We start from the raw sequence: 15,359 nt of genomic DNA on the forward strand, positions 1-15,359 counted from the left end.
CCAAATTCGTGTCAATCTCAGAGCTTCAGCGCCATTTAATTGAAAAATCTACCTAACCAAATCAATAACATCAAACCTTAACCATCTTCCAAACTTCAAATTCGTTCAATTTTTACCTGCAGTAGTCAGGCGTGGTTATCCATCTGCTGGTAATAATTCAAATCTGTGTCCACCAGTGTTCATCTGTGGTAAAAAACAATTCCAGAGTTTTATCCCAAATTCGTGTCAATCTCAGAGCTTCAGCGCCATTTAATTGAAAAATCTACCTAACCAAATCAATAACATCAAACCTTAACCACCTTCCAAACTTCAAATTCGTTGAATTCGCACAATTTGTGGTCATCCCATTTCCTTATCAACCCAATTACCCATTAACTTATCTAACTCAATCAACCATTCAACAAATTCCCCGTATATTCAACCTATGAAATACATTTATATTTTTCTATTGATAACCTTTTCCATTTCGGTTAATGCACAACAGGCTTTGGTAGATAAAGTCTATGAAGAAAATATACAATCAGTGAGACTTTTTCCCAAAACACAGGAATTTAGCAGTCAAATGACCTCACCAGCGATTTCGCTGCAAGCGGCTTCTCCTTTATTACTTTCTTTTGATGACATTGCCTTTGATCCCGATATGTATTCAGCAAGGTTGATTCATTGCAACATGGATTGGACCCCTTCTGACCTCAAGGAAAATGACTACCTAGATCAATTCAATGAATTTAACGTCAATGATTACAATTATGCCATTGATACACGGGTTCCATACATCCACTTCAATTTCATCCTTCCTCGTGTTACCAAAAGCGGCAACTATGTAGTTCAAGTTTATAGAAATAGAGACAAGGAACAAACAATCATCACCAGACGCTTTATGGTTTTTGACAACGCTGTCCAAGTAGGGGCAAGGATAGTCCCACCAAGTCAAACAGAATTTCGCAGAAAACAGCAGCAACTAAACCTCAATATCAACTACAAAGCAAGAGAGGTCATTGATCCTAGAAATAGCATAAAGGTGCTAATCAGACAGAATCAACGTTGGGATAATATAAAATATGACCTCACGCCAACCATGGTCAGAGAAGATCTGAAGACCATGGAGTACCAACTCTTTGATGGCTCAAATGCTTTTTTCGCTGGGAATGAATTTCGCTTTGTCGACCTCCGATATGTTCGTGCAAGGGGGAATAATGTCGCCAAAGTAGAAATGCAAGAAGATGTGGTCTTTGCAGAGACGATGGTAGAAAAAGCGCGACCAAATGCCGCCTATTCTCAATACCTTGACATGAATGGGCAGTATGCTGTATTCAATTTTGAACGCCAAAATCATGACTTGGAAGGAGAGTATATCCTCGCCACATTCAATCTAAGTGCTGAAGGAATCAGTGAAACACCCTATTTAATTGGTGCCTTGACCAATTGGGGAAACCATCCAGATTCTAAAATGACATTAAATAATAAGACGAAAACCTACCAAACCACTTTATTGCTCAAGCAAGGATGGTATGATTATCAGTTTGCTTACCTCACCTCAGATGGCTGGAATATGTCACCTATTGAAGGCGATCATTTTGAAACAGAAAATGAATACGAAGTCCTCGTCTATTTCCGAGATGCAGGATCCCGCTACGACGAACTCGTAGGCTACATCAACATCAACCCTAACAAAAGGAGATTATAATAGTTTGTGACCTGAGTGTAGTTTTTAACTACACTCAAATATCAATTTTATAGAAAATCAAGTAATCCCCACTTATAATATTATTCTAAATCAATCATATGAAGTCGTAGATGCAAGCTACAACTAGTCTGACTAGCCTACCTGATTGTTTTTGCAACTACAATCAAATGTTGAAATATTAATCTAACAAAAAACAAAGTATTCTCCGTCTATTAAAATATTCCCCAATTCTGATACGAAGTCGTAGATGTAAGCTACGACTAGTCTGATTAAAGTTCAAAAGTATTCATCCCACAGTTTATCTTTCCCTTCATAATTCAAAATTTAGAGTTCATCATTCATCATTTTTTTAACCCTTTAACCCTCTACAATTAAAATTATCACCGAATATCCAGTTAACCAAATAACCAATCCCCCAATTAACCCATTCAACTATTCCCCTAATCACCCAATCAACTAATCCCCCAATCCCCCAATAAACTACTCACCCAATCTCCTAATCCCCAAGTCACCCAATCCCCCAATCAACTAATCCCCCAATCCCCTAATCATACAAACACCTAATCAACCAATCAACTAATCACCCAATAATCCGTGTCCACCTGTGTTCATCTGTGGTAAAAAAATAAAAAAGCCCAACTTTTCAGCTGGGCTTTAATTCTTTTGAGAAGCAATTAAGCTTCTTCTGTTCTTGGGTTTTCTTCACCACCTTCAAGTTCCTGAGGTTTCTGCCTCTCGTGAGGCTTGTAAGGAATAAATCCTTCTCTCTTGAATTTGTATGGTTCAGTTCGCTGAGCTTGGCCATGATTTGCAAGGTCTAGCATACCAAAACCTTTGTGGGTGAATGCACCCAAGCCACATTTGAACACGAAATCCTGTACTTCAGGTGCTGCATACAAGGTGAAAGGAAGTGTATATCCTCTTACTTCATACTTCACATCCATGTCATACACGGAATAGATTCTAGCAAATTTCTTTTGCTGCTCTCTGAGCTTATTTACATAATTCATGTCAGGCACAACTTGGAACTTGTAGAACGATTCCATCTGCTCTTGGCTATACCAACCTGATCTTTCCATTCTAGTCAGCGTAGATTCATACAACAGATCAGAAAATTCATCTGAATCTGGATTGATAAATCTCTTGCCCGACTCATCATTGAAAGATGGGGTCAATAGCACCAATGGCGAGATACAAACGAACTTGTTTGAAGTCTCCAATTCTGGCTCTGTTTCCTGCTCCGTGTATTCTGGAGAGATAACTAGATTTCCCAATTCAATTTTAGGAGTTGCAAACACTTGCTCCAAGAGATAGTCGATAAATTCTTCATTGGGTGATGAAAGCACTAGAGTGACTAAACTCGAGTAATAGTGTAATCCACTTCTACTTACCTTGGTCTGACCTTTTAGACCAGAGAAGTTGAAGTAATTGTAATTGAAAAACTCCTCACGACCACCTTTTACGATAAGCCCTTTGAGGAATTGTGCCAAAATGTACTGATGGTGAAATGGTAAATAGGCACCTTTGTTTTTTAAGGAAAATATTAATCTTATTCTCACGGTTTTTAAAAATAAAATTGAAACAATTATTAAACTTTGTTGACTTTTATGTTACACTTTTGCGTGCAAGTTCCTGCAAAAGTACAAATTTTTTTCTAAGAATTATCAAACATTGAATCTAAAATGCATAATATCACCGTCTTGGACGACATATTCTTTACCTTCTATTGCAATTTTTCCATTTTCTCGGCAAGCTGCTTCTGTTTTGAACTTTTCGTAGGATGGTAATTTAATCACCTCAGCTTTGATAAAGCCTCTTTCAAAGTCAGTATGAATTACTCCTGCTGCTTGTGGTGCCTTCCATCCACGCTTGATCGTCCAAGCTCTTACTTCCTGAACCCCCGCAGTGAAATAGGTGATTAAATTCAATAAGGTATAAGCTCCAGCTATCAATCTGTTCAAACCACTTTCTTCCAAACCGTATTCTCCTAAAAACATTGCCTTCTCTTCAACGTCTTCAAATTCTGCTATCTGTGCTTCTAAAGCGGCACAAAGAATTATGACCTCAGCATTTTCTTCCTTCACATTTTCCTTCAACTTCTCCACAAACGCATTGCCAGTATGAATGCTGTCTTCATCAACATTGGCAACATAAAGCACAGGCTTTATGGTCAACAAATGTAGATCTCTTACTGCTTCCAAATCTTCTTTTTCTACATCAACAGCTCTTGCATTTTTTCCTGCTACCAAGGCATTTTTAAAAGTCATCAAAGTTTCAAGCTCCTTACGGGCTTTGGCATCTCCTGACTTGGCAATCTTTTCAACTTTCAGGATTTTCTTATCAATCGATTCCAAATCCTTCAACTGCAACTCGGTATCGATCACTTCTTTGTCAAATATCGGATCAACACCACCTGCTACATGGACAATATTATCATCATCAAAGCATCTGATTACGTGGATGATCGCATCCACCTCTCTGATATTGGCCAAGAATTTATTTCCCAAACCTTCACCTTTACTTGCACCTTTGACCAAGCCTGCAATATCTACAAACTCAATAACTGTCGGAAGCACACGTTGCGGTGAAACCAACTCCTCAAGAATTTGAAGCCTTTTATCCGGTACAGTCACTACACCAACATTAGGTTCAATCGTACAAAACGGGAAGTTTGCTGCTTCTGCTTTTGCACTTGATAAAGCATTAAATAAAGTAGATTTTCCTACATTGGGTAATCCAACGATGCCACACTGTAAAGCCATTATTGATTTTTTATAATTTGAATATTTTATACGCTTTGTAACCTTTGTAAAATTCCATAATTGAAACTCTAAAAACGGTGTAAACTGGAATTGCAAAGATCATCCCAGGGATACCTGCGATTTTTGCACCCGCAAAGATAACAACAAAAATTTCAAGTGGATGCGCTTTTACAGATTTAGAGAAAATCAGTGGCTGCAATATGATATTATCAGACAATTGTACAACGGAAAATACGGATAGAATCTTTAAAATAAAGAAGGTCATCTCTCCAGAATCCCCATAACTGGAAGTCGTCAAACCTACGATAACTCCAAAAGTAGCTCCCAAAATAGGCCCTGCATAAGGAATTAAATTGGCTACCGCCGCAAAGAAGGCAATAGTCAATGCATACTCAATTCCCAATATCGTCAACCCAATAGATGCAATGGCAAATATCGCAGACATCTGTATCAAAAGACCAATTAAATAATAGGAGAGAAGCTTTTCTACTTTATTGAAGGTAGATACATACAACTCAAAATAAGCATTGGGAACCAGATTGATGATATTTCTTCTTAACAAACCATTTTCTAACAAAAGAAAAAAAGTAATAAATGTCACTGCCATGGTTCCAATCAAGATGCTGCTCGTTGTATTGACTACCGTATTGACAAAACCTTGAATGTTCAAAATATTGAAACTGGAAATTAGGTTTTCCCGAACCTGCTTGATCAAAAATCCTGGCTCACTTTGGATAAGCTTAAAGCGGAGAAGAAGATCTTCGAATTTGCCCGCAGGATTTTGTATCTGCTCGTAGAGAAAATCCAAGTCATAAGAGGTAATTACTTGTAGTTGAGCACTGATCAAGGGAATAAAGAGCAAACCAATTACAACAAATACACTGACGACGGCTACAAATGATACCAGTATAGCAAACCACCTTGGGATATGCCTGCCGACCAAATGAATGGAATTAATTCTATTGGTCAGAGGCCGCAATACGGCAGATAAAATGATAGAAAATATGATATAAAAGGCAATAGTTGAAAAGTACCACCCTACGACAAACAATAGGATGGTGAAAATAGAAACGTAAATGATTACCTTTTTCATGAACACCAACAAAAAAGAGAAAGAAACAATACAGAAGGAAGTTAAATACTTCCTAAGATAGACAAAAATAATTGTCTAAATGTTGTTTCTTTCTCGACTTTAAAATCTATAATGTGGTGGAAATTAATCCCACTTCAATTCATCATCATACTCTGACTCTGTCTCTTCTTGATCAAATTGAGAAAAGTCGAAATCAGGGAGTAAATCTGTCTTTACATGATCCACTGCTCCTTGCAAAGCTTCAATAAATTTACCGAAATCCTCTTTGTAAAGAAAAATCTTGTGCTTTTCATAAGAAAAAGAATCACCATTAATTCTTCTTTTGCTCTCTGTGATTGTTAAATAGTAATCGTTTGATCTGGTTGATTTTACATCAAAGAAGTAAGTCCTCTTGCCAGCTTTTACTCTTTTGGAGAAGATCTCTTCTCTGTCATTTCCTCTGTTGTCTTCCACAGCCCTAAGTTTTTGTTGTACGTGTTAGGTTTTAATTCCGAGACAAGATAAATGAATTCAACAAAGAAATTCAAGTGCTCAATCAGATTTTTTTAAATGGCTTGTCAAATAAAAGAGTTAAACAGCTAAAAATCAGGTGTGTTTGTATAAAAACAAAAGAGAGGAGTTAAACTTCAAACCTATACAAAGCTGAAACAGTCACCATAAAACACAAATCCTACCATCCAACCCTGACCAGGGTTGACTCCCTTTTTTAGGGTATTAACCCTAGGTAAAACCTAGGGACAAGAAACATCACGCAACCACTACCAACCCTGACCAGGGTTGAATCCCATTCAGGGTATTAACCCTAGGTGTAACCTAGGGAGCTACCAAAAGCACCCACTATCACCACCAACCCTGAAGGGGTTGAATTCTCTTAAGCTTAGAAATGAAACATGAATTCTAATTATTTACCATAAAACATAAATCCTACCATCCAACCCTGACCAAGGTTGACTCCTTTTTGGGGTATTAACCCTAGGTAAAACCTAGGGACAAAAAACATCACGCACCCACCACCAACCCTGACAAGGGTTGAATCCCATTCAGGGTATTAACCCTAGGTGTAACCTAGGGAGCTACCAAAAGCACCCACTATCACCACCAACCCTGAAGGGGTTGAATTCTCTTAAGCTTAGAAATGAAATATGAATTCTAATTATTTACGAAAAAACACAAATTCTACCATCCAACCCTGACCAGGGTTGACTCCCTTTTTAGGGTATTAACCCTAGGTAAAACCTAGGGACAAAAAACATCACGCAACCACTACCAACCCTGACAAGGGTTGAATTACCTCTCTTTAGATTAAAAAAATACCTGAACTTAACCGTTTAAAATCAAACAACTCCTACTTACGTTTTTTATTTTTAAACCTACTATTCCAAACTTTCAACATAACTTTTAAGCTATGGGTAATCACACATCAATTCTTTATCACATCATTTGGACAACACGAGGAAGAAAGCCAGTCATGAAAAAAGAAGGTAGAAGAGATTTATTTAATTACATCTTCGGGATTCTTAAAAATAAAAACTGTCATGTTTATAGGATAAATGGTCTTGATGATCATATACATATTGCTATTGCTTTACACCCTTCCGTCTCTTTGTCTTCACTGATAAAAGATCTTAAAATTGCTTGTGGAATGATGATTAAATCCAAAAAAATCTATGAAGGATTTGAAGGCTGGCAAGATGGATATGCGGCATTTACTCATGGTTATTCTTCCCTAGATACATTGGTCAATTATATTAAAAATCAAGAAGAACATCATAAAAAAGTAAGTTTTTTAGAGGAATATATAAGGCTTCTAAAAGAAAATAATATTCCCTTTGACCCTAAATACTTCATATAAATTCAACCGTGAGAAGATTGGAGTGTCAAGATACGTTGACTTTACTAATCCGAGAATATAAGAAAGGTAAATAACCTTTGATATATAATTTCTTAATTATTTTGGATGATCATAAAACATAAAAAATTGAGAGGAGACAAACTCCTCTCAATTTTTTTATTATTAATCGAACGTAAATATATCAATTGAAACTCCCCCTTGAATTCAACCTAGGTTTCATTCTACCATATCTCGCCAAGGGCTTATATCAATTGTATTTCTACTTTATTTCAAGCATATTTCGCCGTAGGCATATATCTATTATATATCTACAATATTTCAACCCTTTTTCTTTAAAGTCCTATTCTCCATGCATATAAACTTTCTTCGCAAGCAAGGCCTCTTCGGTTTCTCTGTGGTCAGGATCATCCACACAGCAATCTACAGGACATACAGCCGCACATTGTGGTTCTTCGTGGAAACCAGTACACTCAGTACATTTATCTGTTACGATATAGTAAAACTCATCGGAAACAGGTTCCTGCTTCTCTGTAGCATCTACTACCGACCCATCAGGAAGTGTAACTTCTTTTAAAGCAGTCCCTCCAGCCCAAGTCCACTCAATTCCACCTTCATATATTGCTGTATTTGGACATTCTGGTTCGCATGCACCACAGTTGATGCACTCATCCGTAATCATTATTGCCATGGCTCAATTCAATTTTTTAATTCGATTCAAAATTAATAAGCAAATAACATAACCACCAAAAAAAAGTTGTCATGCTAATTAATTTATATTCAATCTAAGAAGCCTTTTAACTTCTAAATTGAATAAATTGCAAGCCAAAGATAGTGAAATGACATTAGAACAAAGAATTTTAGCCTTCGATCAACTCGGAAAAAAAATAAAAAGTCTCTCACAGGTGGATTTCGAAGATTTAGCTTGGAGAGTCGAAAACAACAACAGCTGGTTTACAGCCGACCATACCAAGTCAGCATTGAATGGGCTAACCGAATTTTTAAATAAAGCCAACTTGGAGAAGTGGATCGCTAATTATTCCTTCAAAGAGCCTTCAAAAGCAAAAGAAGTGGGGATCTTGATGGCTGGAAATATTCCCGCAGTAGGATTTCATGACTTGCTCTGTGTATTGATCACAGGACATCAAGCAGCAGTGAAACTCAGTTCTTCGGATACCTACTTGATGAAATGGTTAGTAAAGGAATTGATAGAAATAGAACCTGAGTTTGAGAAAATGATCAGTTTTGAGGAAATGCTCAAAGCCAAAGATGCCTACATCGCCACAGGAAGTGACAACTCAGCTCGCTATTTTGAGTATTACTTTGGAAAATACCCAAGTATCATCAGAAAAAACAGAACTTCCATCGGAGTTTTGAATGGATCAGAAAAGGAAGAGGATTTTGTAGCGCTAGGAAATGATATCTTTCAATACTTCGGCTTGGGATGTAGAAATGTCTCCAAGATATATGTCCCAAATAAAGAGGTGCTAATCAAGTTTTTTGATGCAATTGAGGGATTCCAAATTTTATCAAGTAATCATAAATACATCAACAATTACGATTACAACAAATCCATCTACCTAGTCAATGGCGAAGACCATCTTGATAACGGTTTTTTATTGCTAAGAGAAAGTAAGGATCTTGTATCACCTATTTCAGTACTCTTTTATGAGGTATATGAAAATGTGGATTCGTTGAAATTAGAACTCAATGAAATCAACGAGAAAATCCAATGTGTCGTTAGCAAAGACGCTTGGTTTGAACATAGTTTCAGTTTTGGGCAAGCACAATGTCCTGCTTTGGAAGATTATGCCGACGGAGTAGATACCATAGATTTTCTTATCAATTTATAATCAACTCGTCTTTATAGATAGGAAGTGAAAACTCAAATTCACTTCCTATATTCACTTCACTTTTGATAAGGAGTTCGCCACCATTTTTTGCAATGTAATCTTTGACCAAAATTAGCCCAAGACCTGTACCAGTTTCATTTCGAGCACCCGCAGTGGTGAAACTTTCACCGTTGTTTAACTTATCTAAGTTCTCTTGAGATATTCCTGCTCCAGAATCTGCAATTTTCACAAGAAGTTGATTGTTTCTCTTTTTTGCAATCACTGATACTTGATCTCCACAACTTGAAAATTTCAAAGCGTTGCTAATTAAATTCCTGATAACTAAATCAATCATGTTTTTATCAGCAAAAGCATAAAGATCTTCTTCTGTTTTCACTTCAAGGTGAATGTCTTTTTCCTTCGCTAGCTTTTCAAATAAAGCGTATTGCTGCTTCAATAAATTCGACAGATCAAATCTATTTTTATCGACAAATTCACCCCTCAATTGCCTAGACGTCCATGCCAGTAGATTTTCCAACAGCAGGGATACTGAATCCATATTTTTGGAAACCTCCGGTAAAATATCAATAAATTCTTCTTTGCTGATCGTGCCATCAGCAGTGAGCTTGACCAATTCTCGGATCCCTAAAATCGGCCCTTTCAAATCATGCGAAATGATGGAAAAAAGCTTGTCTTTAAGGTTATTTAGTTTCTGAAGTTCTTCGGTTTGTAAAATTAATTTTTCCCTGATTTCTATTTCTTCAGTGACATCGTCAAACTGCAAAAGCAGCCCGCTAAAAATACTCTGCTTATCCAAAAGGGGGATAAGCTCTATATGAAAATCCCGGACTTCGTCCGAAAAGGATATTTTTAAGTCCAGAACACCATTTTGCTGTTGAACAGCCGCGTTGATTATTTCTTGATAGTCTTCGAATATTTCACCTATACTTTTCCCAATTAAGTTTTCATTGAGTCTCCCTAATATTTTCAACATGGATGGATTGAAATCAATCACGCGATTCTGTGGATCCACAACAATAATTCCTTTTGTCATCGCACGGATGACTTTATCTCTTGCGATTGGTTTGATATCAAAAAGATCAAATTTCAATAAGCCAATTCCAATAATGATGTATAAAATCAAAAAGGAGTAAGGGGTTAAGTCAATATATTCAAATGGCCTAACTCCAAAAATATACATGATATTCACGAGCCAAGGGATGACACCCCCAGCGATAATCGTGTAAGTTTGCTTTTTGTAAATGCTCTCTGTATTCTTGAATCGGGTAAAAAGAAGAATATTACCGATCAATAAGGTAATGTAGAAATAGGCAGTGTGAACATAATACCAAATGCCTTTGGTGAATTTCAATAATGGAAAAGGACCAGAAAGGACCACCTCTGTATCGCTGTAATAAAAAAAGTGAAACTCATTGGTCAAAACTAGGGCATAAGTAATAATAGGAATCAGGAATACTGCTAAGAAAGTGGATCTATTCTGCCATTTTTCATACCCCACATATTTCAAGCAAAACCACAACCATACCGCAGGAGCAAATGAAATACCGATATACTCGATTTTGATCCAAAAAAGCATAGCTTCCAAAGTGGAGCTTGCCAATTCAAAACCATAAGCCACCGACCAAAGTGAAACCAAAAGCATAGTAAAAGCAAACCACCTGACATAATCGCTTAATCTGATGATGATAATTGCGGAAAGGGCAGTCACGATGATACCTGAAATCAGGAGTGTCAAAGAAAAAATGTTAAAATCGAGGTTCATGTTTTCGGTTAGAATAGTTAAATCCTTTCTTGGCTTAAAATTAATTGAATTTTTGACCGATTAACTATAATCGCATTCAAAAATTTGAATTAAAGTCCTATTTTCACAAATCAGAAAATCAAAACTTTAGGAAATTGGATAAATCCCAGCAGGTCAGCCTTTCACCCACTTTTGTTGTTGCTTTAATACTGAGCCTGATAGTTTATGTATCAGCCTTATTTCTTACGCAACCAAACAGTACTTTGGATTTATTTTATGCATTGGAAGTGCTAAAATTCTGGCAAAAAGGGTTTTGGGAACTTTTGGAATTTACACTCCAAATGGTCTTGATATTGATTTTTGGACATGCTTTGGCTATTTCTAATCCGGTAAATAGCCTACTAGTCAAATTATCCAAGCAAATAAAATCGAATACGGCTGCTGTTTTGGTCACGGGAATGACGGCAATTGCCGCAGGATATATCAACTGGGGTTTTGGATTGATTCTAGGCGCTGTTTTAGCAAGGGAAATTGGTTTGCGAGGTAGAGAAGAAGGGCACCATTTCAACTACCCATTGATTGCGGCTTCAGGTTATTTAGGGATGATGGTTTGGCATGGTGGATTTTCTGGATCAGCACCGCTCAAAGTAGCAGAAGAAGGACATTTCCTAAGCGATCAAATAGGCCTTATTGCTATCAATAAAACCATATTCTCCGATTTTAATCTTTATATCAATGTTCTTTTAGTACTTGCTTTGATTGGGACATTGATGTTTTTGGCCAGAAAGAAGAGTTTTAAAACCTCTTTCCCTACCCAATCTAATACAAAAGGAATTGTCCAAGGAAAAGATAAATTAGGACTAGTTTTGGGCTTATTGATCATGATTTTAGGGATTGCTGACTTTTTCCATTCGCCCCAATCTCTTGGATTTATTGACTTGAATTATGTGAATTTCATGTTGCTCGGTGCAGGCCTATTGGCTTTTCAAAGTCTAAGTTCTTTTATCAAAGCGGTAACCATTGCATTAACAGGTGCTGTAGAAATCATCCTTCAATTCCCGTTTTATGCAGGTATTTTGGGAATCATGAAGTATTCTGGATTGCTTTTGATTTTTTCGGAAGGAATGGTTGCTCTTTCTTCGACAAACACCTTTCCTTTATTGGCATTTCTGAGTGCTGCTTTGGTGAATTTCTTCATTCCATCGGGTGGGGGACAATGGGCAATCCAAGGCCCAATCATCATGGATGCAGCTACAAAACTAGGTTTAGATCAAGCGAATATGGTGATGGTGTTTTCTTACGGCGACCAACTCAGCAATATGCTTCAACCATTTTGGGCACTTCCGCTTTTAGCAATCACAGGCGTCCCCGCCAAAGATATTTTGAAATACACCGCATACTTCTTTTTTGTCGGCCTCCTAGTCTTTGGTTTTGGAATCTACTTTCTGTTTTAAATATTTCACCTAAAACAGAGAAGAGACACGAGACGCTAGACTTGGCAACTCCTGATTTTGACTGATTGACCTTTTAACCCAAGAATGTTTGTATAGAACACAGAAGACGCTGATTAGACTGATGGTCACGGATAATTGAAGTGTACTCCTCCAATAAGCAAATTAGCTAATCACCAAACCTTTATTTTTAGCGAAAACAGATTATCTTCTTCTCCATCCAATCCCTTAATCTCCCAAACCTTAAACCTTTAAACTTTTTAACTCAACTTGTCCATTCAATTCCTACTCTTCTTCAAATAAGCAATTAACCAATTAACCTTTTAAACTTCTTACCCCAACTTGTTCATTTAAATCCTTCTCCTTCTCAAATAACCAGTTAACCAATTACACAGTTAGCCCAGTTAACCCAATCAACCCTTTGACCAATTAACCTTTCACCCACGTTCCAATAAACTCCTTATGCCAAATACGCGGTCTATATAAATTACCAACACATCTTTTATTTTACTTCTATTTTATCCCTATTTTCTTATCTTTGCGGTCGATTTAAATAAACCTTATCAACACTCTAAACCATACATTTCCAATGGCATTTGATATAGAAATGATAAAGGCGGTCTATGCTAAATACCCTTCGAGGATAGCAGCTGCAAGAAAAGCAGTAGGAAGACCTCTTACATTGACAGAAAAAATATTATACGCTCACCTTTCTGAAGGGGAAGCGAAAGCAGCATACGAAAGAGGAAATTCCTATGTGGATTTTCAGCCTGATAGAGTTGCTATGCAAGATGCAACAGCCCAAATGGCACTTTTGCAATTTATGCAGGCAGGTAGAAATCAGGTAGCAGTTCCTTCCACAGTTCATTGTGATCACTTGATCCAAGCTGAAGTTGGCGCTGTAGCTGATTTAACTAAAGCGAAAGATAAAAATAGAGAGGTCTATGATTTTTTGGCTTCTGTATCAAATAAATATGGTATTGGTTTCTGGAAACCGGGAGCAGGTATTATTCACCAAGTGGTATTAGAAAATTATGCTTTCCCAGGTGGAATGATGATCGGGACTGATTCTCATACTCCAAATGCAGGTGGTCTTGGTATGATTGCGATTGGTGTTGGTGGAGCTGATGCATGTGATGTAATGGCGGGTCTTCCTTGGGAACTTAAATTCCCAAAATTGATCGGTGTGAAGTTGACAGGAAAGCTTTCGGGCTGGACTTCTGCTAAAGATGTAATCCTAAAAGTAGCTGGTATTCTTACTGTAAAAGGTGGAACCGGTGCTGTAGTAGAATACTTCGGCGAAGGTGCTAACTCACTTTCTGCAACAGGTAAAGGAACGATTTGTAACATGGGTGCTGAAATCGGAGCGACTACGTCTATTTTTGGATATGACGAAAAGACCGCAGCCTACCTTAATGGTACAGATCGTGCTGATATTGTTGCCTTAGCCGATGAGATCAAAGAACATTTGAATGGAGATGCTGAGGTTTATGCAAGTCCTGAGAAATATTTCGATCAAGTAATCGAAATCAACCTTTCAGAATTGGAGCCACATGTCAACGGTCCTTTTACTCCTGATTTGGCTTGGCCTTTATCTAAATTTGCTGCTGCTGTTAAAGAAAATGGCTGGCCAGCAAAATTGGAAGTGGGACTAATCGGTTCTTGTACAAACTCTTCCTATGAAGATATTTCTCGTGCAGCTTCTCTTGCGCAGCAAGCAGTTGATAAAAAATTAGTAGCAAAATCAGAATATACAATCACCCCAGGCTCGGAACAAGTGAGATTCACTGTAGAAAGAGATGGTTTCTTAAGTATTTTTGATAAAATGGGAGGTGTTGTTCTAGCCAATGCTTGTGGACCTTGTATTGGTCAGTGGGCAAGACATGGTGCCGAAAAACAAGAGAAAAACTCGATCATTACTTCTTTTAACAGAAATTTTGCAAAAAGAGCGGATGGCAATCCAAATACGCACTCTTTTGTCGCTTCTCCAGAGATCGTGACAGCAATGGCCATCGCAGGTGACCTGACTTTCAATCCAATGACAGACACTTTGACCAATGAAGAAGGTCAACAAGTGAAGTTAGAAGAACCAAAAGGTTTGGAACTTCCTACAATTGGATTTGCAGTGGAAGATGCAGGATATCAGGCTCCAGCAGAAGACGGTTCAGGTGTGAATGTGATCGTGGACCCTCAATCTGAAAGACTTCAATTGTTAGAGCCATTCCTTCCTTGGGAAGGTACAGACCTTAAAGGTTTGAAACTTTTGATCAAGGCAAAAGGGAAATGTACAACTGACCACATCTCTATGGCAGGTCCTTGGTTGAGATTCAGAGGTCATTTAGATAACATCTCTAACAACATGTTGATCGGAGCGGTAAACTACTTCAATGAGGAAACAAATAAAGTAAAGAACCAATTGACAGGAGAGTATGGTGAAGTTCCTGCTGTTCAGCGTCAATATAAATTACATGGTACTGGTTCTGTTGTAGTAGGTGATGAAAACTATGGAGAGGGTTCCTCAAGAGAGCATGCTGCCATGGAACCAAGGTTCTTGGGGGTTAGAGCTATTTTGGTGAAGTCATTTGCTAGAATTCACGAAACTAACTTGAAAAAACAAGGGATGTTGGCACTTACTTTTGCTAATACTGAAGACTACCAATTGATTCAAGAAGATGATAGTATCGATATCGTTGGATTGGATTCATTTGCTTCAGGCAAGCAGCTAACTGTGGTCTTAAACCACGCTGATGGAAGCAAACATGAAATCAAAGTGAATCATACTTACAATGCAGGTCAGATTGGTTGGTTCAAAGCAGGTTCTGCACTGAACTTGATCAAAGGTGATGCATAAATTATAATTCTTTGTAGAGATCGAAAAGCTGTGGGAAACCACAGCTTTTTTCTTTTTTAGTTTTAATTTTGG

11 protein-coding genes are annotated in these 15,359 nt (G+C 37.5%); 5 read left to right on the plus strand and 6 right to left on the minus strand.

The annotated features are described in order from the left end of the window. The first annotated feature begins 424 nt into the window (after positions 1 to 424). On the plus strand, positions 425 to 1,687 hold the full coding sequence (locus IEV57_RS07730; protein ID WP_188441351.1) for a type IX secretion system plug protein: 1,263 nt from the start codon (positions 425 to 427) through the stop codon (positions 1,685 to 1,687). A 674-nt stretch (positions 1,688 to 2,361) separates the two neighbouring features. Here the strand turns inward: IEV57_RS07730 and cas6 are convergent. From cas6 to IEV57_RS07750, 4 genes are all read right to left on the minus strand, one after another. Further along, the gene (gene cas6 / locus IEV57_RS07735; RefSeq protein WP_188441353.1) at positions 2,362 to 3,246 is read right to left on the minus strand and encodes a CRISPR-associated endoribonuclease Cas6; all 885 of its coding nucleotides are present in this window, start codon (positions 3,244 to 3,246) and stop codon (positions 2,362 to 2,364) included. Positions 3,247 to 3,351: 105 nt separating this feature from the next. Next, positions 3,352 to 4,449 carry a redox-regulated ATPase YchF gene (gene ychF, locus IEV57_RS07740; protein ID WP_188441355.1) on the minus strand — a complete coding sequence of 366 codons (1,098 nt, stop codon included), beginning with the start codon at positions 4,447 to 4,449 and terminating at the stop codon, positions 3,352 to 3,354. A gap of 10 nt (positions 4,450 to 4,459) precedes the next feature. Then, on the minus strand, positions 4,460 to 5,542 hold the full coding sequence (locus tag IEV57_RS07745; RefSeq protein ID WP_188441357.1) for an AI-2E family transporter: 1,083 nt from the start codon (positions 5,540 to 5,542) through the stop codon (positions 4,460 to 4,462). A 123-nt stretch (positions 5,543 to 5,665) separates the two neighbouring features. Continuing rightward, the gene (locus IEV57_RS07750) at positions 5,666 to 5,995 is read right to left on the minus strand and encodes a DUF3276 family protein (protein ID WP_188441359.1); all 330 of its coding nucleotides are present in this window, start codon (positions 5,993 to 5,995) and stop codon (positions 5,666 to 5,668) included. 952 nt (positions 5,996 to 6,947) lie between these two features. On the opposite strand from IEV57_RS07750, the gene tnpA reads away from it, so the two are divergent. Next, positions 6,948 to 7,394, plus strand: coding sequence for an IS200/IS605 family transposase (tnpA, locus tag IEV57_RS07755; protein WP_188441361.1), 447 nt, complete (start codon positions 6,948 to 6,950; stop codon positions 7,392 to 7,394). A gap of 340 nt (positions 7,395 to 7,734) precedes the next feature. Here the strand turns inward: tnpA and IEV57_RS07760 are convergent, their stop codons facing one another. Next, positions 7,735 to 8,082, minus strand: a complete 348-nt coding sequence (locus IEV57_RS07760) for a 4Fe-4S binding protein (protein WP_188441363.1) — start codon at positions 8,080 to 8,082, stop codon at positions 7,735 to 7,737. A gap of 148 nt (positions 8,083 to 8,230) precedes the next feature. Between IEV57_RS07760 and IEV57_RS07765 the strand changes: the two genes are divergently transcribed. After that, the gene (locus IEV57_RS07765; protein WP_188441365.1) at positions 8,231 to 9,244 is read left to right on the plus strand and encodes an aldehyde dehydrogenase family protein; all 1,014 of its coding nucleotides are present in this window, start codon (positions 8,231 to 8,233) and stop codon (positions 9,242 to 9,244) included. Here the strand turns inward: IEV57_RS07765 and IEV57_RS07770 are convergent. Continuing rightward, positions 9,234 to 11,006, minus strand: coding sequence for a sensor histidine kinase (locus tag IEV57_RS07770; RefSeq protein WP_188441367.1), 1,773 nt, complete (start codon positions 11,004 to 11,006; stop codon positions 9,234 to 9,236). The genes IEV57_RS07765 and IEV57_RS07770 overlap by 11 nt on opposite strands. 134 nt (positions 11,007 to 11,140) lie before the next feature. On the opposite strand from IEV57_RS07770, the gene IEV57_RS07775 reads away from it, so the two are divergent. Both IEV57_RS07775 and IEV57_RS07780 read left to right on the plus strand, forming a co-directional pair. Further along, positions 11,141 to 12,439, plus strand: coding sequence for a short-chain fatty acid transporter (locus tag IEV57_RS07775; RefSeq protein WP_188441369.1), 1,299 nt, complete (start codon positions 11,141 to 11,143; stop codon positions 12,437 to 12,439). Positions 12,440 to 13,025: 586 nt separating this feature from the next. Further along, positions 13,026 to 15,287 carry an aconitate hydratase gene (locus IEV57_RS07780; RefSeq protein ID WP_188441371.1) on the plus strand — a complete coding sequence of 754 codons (2,262 nt, stop codon included), beginning with the start codon at positions 13,026 to 13,028 and terminating at the stop codon, positions 15,285 to 15,287. Positions 15,288 to 15,359: the final 72 nt, after the last annotated feature.

Origin of the sequence: Belliella aquatica (genome assembly GCF_014637795.1) — a bacterium.
GTDB classification, from domain to species: domain Bacteria; phylum Bacteroidota; class Bacteroidia; order Cytophagales; family Cyclobacteriaceae; genus Belliella; species Belliella aquatica.

What these genes read in the sequence shown, in the direction of transcription:
- IEV57_RS07730 (WP_188441351.1), top strand. Translation starts at nt 425, where the DNA reads ATGAAATACATTTATATTTTTCTATTGATAACCTTTTCCATTTCGGTT.
- ychF (WP_188441355.1), bottom strand. Translation starts at nt 4,449, where the DNA reads ATGGCTTTACAGTGTGGCATCGTTGGATTACCCAATGTAGGAAAATCT.
- IEV57_RS07745 (WP_188441357.1), bottom strand. Translation starts at nt 5,542, where the DNA reads ATGAAAAAGGTAATCATTTACGTTTCTATTTTCACCATCCTATTGTTT.
- tnpA (WP_188441361.1), top strand. Translation starts at nt 6,948, where the DNA reads ATGGGTAATCACACATCAATTCTTTATCACATCATTTGGACAACACGA.
- IEV57_RS07760 (WP_188441363.1), bottom strand. Translation starts at nt 8,082, where the DNA reads ATGGCAATAATGATTACGGATGAGTGCATCAACTGTGGTGCATGCGAA.
- IEV57_RS07765 (WP_188441365.1), top strand. Translation starts at nt 8,231, where the DNA reads ATGACATTAGAACAAAGAATTTTAGCCTTCGATCAACTCGGAAAAAAA.
- IEV57_RS07770 (WP_188441367.1), bottom strand. Translation starts at nt 11,006, where the DNA reads ATGAACCTCGATTTTAACATTTTTTCTTTGACACTCCTGATTTCAGGT.
- IEV57_RS07780 (WP_188441371.1), top strand. Translation starts at nt 13,026, where the DNA reads ATGGCATTTGATATAGAAATGATAAAGGCGGTCTATGCTAAATACCCT.